The organism is Streptomyces sp. CB01881 (genome assembly GCF_002953255.1).
Classification (GTDB): Bacteria; Actinomycetota; Actinomycetes; order Streptomycetales; family Streptomycetaceae; genus Kitasatospora.
The window spans coordinates 9,300,965-9,305,933 of sequence record NZ_CP026498.1; the positions used below are offsets into that span (position 1 = coordinate 9,300,965).

At 71.9% G+C, this 4,969-nt stretch carries 1 protein-coding gene; it reads left to right on the forward strand.

The window, feature by feature from the left end; genetic code table 11:
* Positions 1 to 4,969: non-ribosomal peptide synthetase (locus tag C2142_RS30350; RefSeq protein WP_162002589.1), on the forward strand; the 4,969-nt coding region annotated here is incomplete at both ends.

A 4,969-nucleotide genomic window follows, 5' to 3' on the forward strand; every position in this document is an offset into this window, starting at 1 on the left:
TGCACCCCCGACCGCCAAGGCCTCGACACCACCTACCAACCCCCCCAAACCCCCACCGAAACCCAACTCACCGACCTCTGGACCACCATCCTGCGCATCACCCCCATCGGCCGCCACGACAACTTCTTCACCCTCGGCGGCGACTCCATCCTGAGCATGCAGATCACAGCTCGGGCCAGGCAGTCGGGACTGCGCTTCACGCCGCGCGACCTCTTCAAGCACCAGACGATCGCCGAGCTCGCGACCGTGGTGGAGACCATCGAGGTGCCGGCCGCGGTGGCGGAGCCCGAGAACGACGACGCCGGCGCCGCCGTGCCGCTCACGCCGATCCAGCACTGGTTCTTCTCGCAGGAGCGCCCGGCCCGGCACCACTTCAACCAGTCGCTGCTCCTTCGGCCCGCCGAGCCGGCCGACGAGCAGCAGCTGCGCTCCGCACTGGCGCACCTGGTCCGTCAACACCCGGCGCTGCGGATGCGGTTCACCCCTGATGGCACACAGTGGCGACAGGTGATCGGCGAGGTCGACTCCGGCGCCACCGACCTGCTGCGAATGGTGGACCTCGGCGCACTGCCCACGGAGGAGCGGGCCGCTGCCTTCGACGCGGCCGTGGCCGAGGTCCAGACCAGCCTGGACCTGGACACCGGCCTGCTGCTGAAAGCGGCCTACCTCAAGCTGGGCGAGGACGGTGACCGGCTGCTACTGGTCTGCCACCACCTCGCGGTGGACGGCGTCTCCTGGCGCGTCCTGCTGGAGGACCTGGGCACGGCCTACGACTGCCTGGTCCAGAGCGGCGAGCCGCCCGCCACCACGGCCCGCTCGACCTCCCTCCGCACCTGGGCCGAGCGGCTGACCGCCCGTGCACACTCGGACGAGCTGGCGACGCAACTGCCCTTCTGGACGGAGATGGTGACCGACGCGGTCACGTCGGTTCCGGTGGACGACACGCCGGCCCGCAGCGGGCCGTCGGACGCCGGCACGGTCGGGGACACCGCCTCGCTCTCCCACTCCTTCAGCAAGGAGGAGACCTGGGCGCTGCTGCACCCCTCGCCCGAGGCGCGGATCCAGGCGGTCGAGGTGATGCTGGCGGCGCTCGGCCAGACCCTGTCGAGTTGGACCGGCGCTCGCCGGATCGCGGTGGATGTGGAGGGCCACGGCCGCGAGCCGTTCGAGGACGGCCTCGACCTGTCCCGCACCGTCGGCTGGTTCACCAGCATCTACCCCCTCGCGCTCGGATCGGGCTCCCCCGTTCACGTGCTGCGCGAGGTGAAGAACCGGCTGCGCGGCGTGCCCGACGGCGGCCTGGGCTACGGGCTGCTGCGCTACCTGCGGACGCCCGACGAGACGACCGCCCGGCTGCGGGAGCTGCCGGAGCGTGCCGTGAGCTTCAACTACCTCGGCCAGTTCGAGAACACGTTCACCGAGGACGGCCCGTGGCGCGCGGCCGCCGAGTCGACCGGACCCGCCCAGGACGACGGGGCACCGCGGCACTACCAACTGGAGGTGAGCGCTCTGGTCAGCGGCGGACAGCTGCACGTCCGCTGGACCTACAGCCCGGGCCTGCACCGGGAGACCACCATCGCCCGGCTCGCCGAGCGGTTCGCCGCCCGGGTGAGCGATCTGCTGCAGTGCGTCCGCAGCGCCCCGGAGGCGCTGGGCACGCCCGTGGACTTCCCCCTGGCGCGCGGCCTGGAACAGGCCACCCTCGATCGCCTGGCCGAGCGCAGCACCGGGCTGGAGGAGGTCTATCCACTCTCCCCCATGCAGCAGGGCATGCTGTTCCACCTGCTCTACGCGCCGACCGGCGGCGTGAACGTCGAGCAGGTGACCAGCCGACTGACCGGCACGCTGGACACCGCCGCGTTCCGTGCGGCCTGGGAGGACGTGGTCGCGCGTCACGCGGTGCTGCGGACCTCGTTCCACTGGCGCGAGCAGATCGAGCCGTTCCAGGCGGTGCACCGACAGGTTCAGCTGCCCGTGCACGAGCTGGACTGGACCGGGCTGACCGCCACCCAGCAGGAGGACCGGCTGGCGGACTTCCTGGAGCAGGACCGCGCGGTCCGGTTCGACCCCGAACAGGCACCGCTCATGCGGCTGACCCTGATCCGACTGGGCGAGTCCGCCAGCCAGCTGATCTGGACCCACCATCATCTGCTGCTGGACGGATGGTCGCTGTCACGGGTCGTGCAGGAGCTGATGGGCTTCTATCAGGCCCGCATACACGGCCGGACGCCGACCCTGCCGCCCGCCCGCCCGTACCGCGACTACATCGCTTGGCTGGACCGGCAGAACCTCTCCCAGGCCGAGGACTTCTGGCGCCGGAGCATGGCCGGCTTCGCAGCGCCGACGCCACTGCCGTCCGAGCCGGGGCCGACGCCGGCCGCAACCGGTTCGGCGACCGAGATCCTGCAGCTGTCCGTCGCCGCGACCGAGGCCGTGTCCGGCTTCGCCCGCCGCGAGCGCCTCACCGTGGGCACCCTGGTGCAGGCGGCCTGGGCGCTGTTCCTGCACCGGCACAGCCGCGAGTCGGATGTCCTCTTCGGCAGCGTCGTCGCCGGACGTCCTGCGGAGGTGCCGGACTCCGAGTCGATCATCGGCCAGCTGATCAACACGCAGCCGATCCGCATACCCGTCACGACCGGCGAGCCGGCCCTCACCTGGCTGCACCGGGTCCAGGACATCCTGGCCGACGCCCGGCAGTACGAGTTCACGCCGCTGTTGCAGATCCAGGGGTGGAGCGACGTACCGCGAGGCACCCAGCTCTTCGAGAGCGTCGTCGTCTTCGAGAACTACCTGGTGGAGAAGGTCGGCGGCCTCGGCGAGATCGAGGACGAGCCGCGGGAGCTCACCTTCGAACAGGTGCGGGGCCTGGAGCAGACCAACTACCCGCTGACGCTGGTGGCCGCCCCGGGCGAGCGGCTACGGCTCCAGCTGCTCTACGACGCCGGGCGCTACACGCCCGACACCGTCCGGCGTTACACCGAGCAGTTGCGCACCCTGCTGGAGGCGCTGGTCGCCGAACCCGAGCGCCCGCTGGCCGAGCTGCCCGGGCTCGCCGAGCCCGAGCTGCGGCTGGTCCTCGACGAGTGGAACGACACCGGGGTGCCCCTCCCCCTGGACCTGGGCCTGGCGGAGCTGTTCGCGGAGCAGAGTTCCCGGACGCCCGGGGCCGTGGCACTCTGCGACGACGAACGGGAGCTGACCTACGACCAGCTCAACACCGAGGCCAACCGGCTCGCGCACCACCTGCGTGGGCTCGGCGTCGGTCCCGAGGTACGGGTCGCGCTGTGCCTGGAGCGCTCGATCGATCTGATCGTCGCGATCCTGGCCGTGTTCAAGGCCGGCGGCGCCTACGTGCCCATCGACATGGCCCTGTCGGGCGAGCGCATCGCCTACATGCTGGGCGACGCTCAGGTCTCCGTCGTGGTCACCACCACTCCCTTCACCGACCGCCTTCCGGCGCCCACCGCCCCCGTGGTGCGCCTCGACGAGGAGCGCGAGCGAATCTCGGCCCTGCCGGCCGGCGACCCGCCCGCCCCGGCCGGTCCCCGCAACCTCGCGTACGTCATCTACACCTCCGGTTCCACCGGTGCCCCCAAGGGGGCCATGGTCGAGCAGCGCGGCATGGTCAACCACCTCTACGCCAAGATCATCGACCTGGGCCTCACCGGCCGGGACACGGTGGCGGCCACCGCCTCGCCCTGCTTCGACATCTCGGTCTGGCAGTTCTTCGCCGCACTCCTGACCGGCGGCACCGTGCGGGTGTACACCGACGCCGTCGCGCACGACCCGGTCCAGCTCCTCGCACGGAGCGACGGCGACCGGCTGACCGTCTTGGAGATCGTGCCCTCGCTGCTGAGGGCCCTCCTCGACGAGCTCGCCCGGCTGGGCTCCGCGCGGCCAGGACTGGCCGCGCTGCGCTGGCTGGTGCTGACCGGCGAAGCCCTGCCCCCGGAACTGTGCCGCGACTGGCTGCGTCACTACCCGGCGCTGCCGCAGCTCAACGCCTACGGCCCCACCGAGTGCTCCGACGACGTCACGCACCACGCGATCCACACCTCACCCGGCACGGACGACTCTCGCACTCCGATCGGGAAGGCCGTCGCCAACACCCGGCTCTACGTGCTCGACGACGCCCTGCAGCCCGTACCGGTCGGCGCGGCGGGCGAACTCCTCGTCGGGGGCGTCGGCGTCGGCCGCGGGTACCACGGCCGTCCGGCCCTCACCGCGGAGCGCTTCGTGCCGGACCCGTTCAGCACCGAAGCGGGCGCCCGCCTCTACCGCACCGGCGACCTGGCCCGGCAGCTGGCCGACGGCACCCTCGACTACCTCGGCCGCACCGACCACCAGATCAAGCTCCGCGGCTTCCGGATCGAGGCCGGCGAGATCGAGGCCACGCTGAAGACCCACCCAACGGTCCACACGGCGGTCGTCCTGCTCCGTGAGGACACCCCGGGCGACCAGCGCCTGGTCGCCTACGTCGTCCCGCCGGTCCCGGCCGAGGGCGACCCGGTAGCCGAGGCCGACCCGGCCGAGCTGCGCCGTTACTGCGCGGCGCGCCTTCCGCACTACATGACCCCGGCCGCTGTGATGCCACTGGCGGAGCTGCCCTTGACGCCCAACGGCAAGATCGACCGCAAGGCCCTGCCGGCACCCGGTCCGAACCTGCTGGCGGCCGACCAGCAGGGGGAGGCACCGTTGCCCGGAGTCGAAACCGAGCTGGCCGCGCTCTGGGCCGACGTGCTCGGTGTGGAGAAGGTGGGCCGGTACTCCGACTTCTTCGCGCTCGGCGGCCACTCCCTGCTCGCCATGCAGGTCATCGCACGACTGCCCGGCCTGTTCCAGGTGGAAGTGCCACTGCGGACGCTCTTCGAGGCACCGACGCCGGCGGCCTTCGCGGAGCAGACCGTGAAGGCGCTGGCCACCGCCCGGCCCGGTCCGGAGCTGCGGCCGGCGCCGCGCGACCAGGACC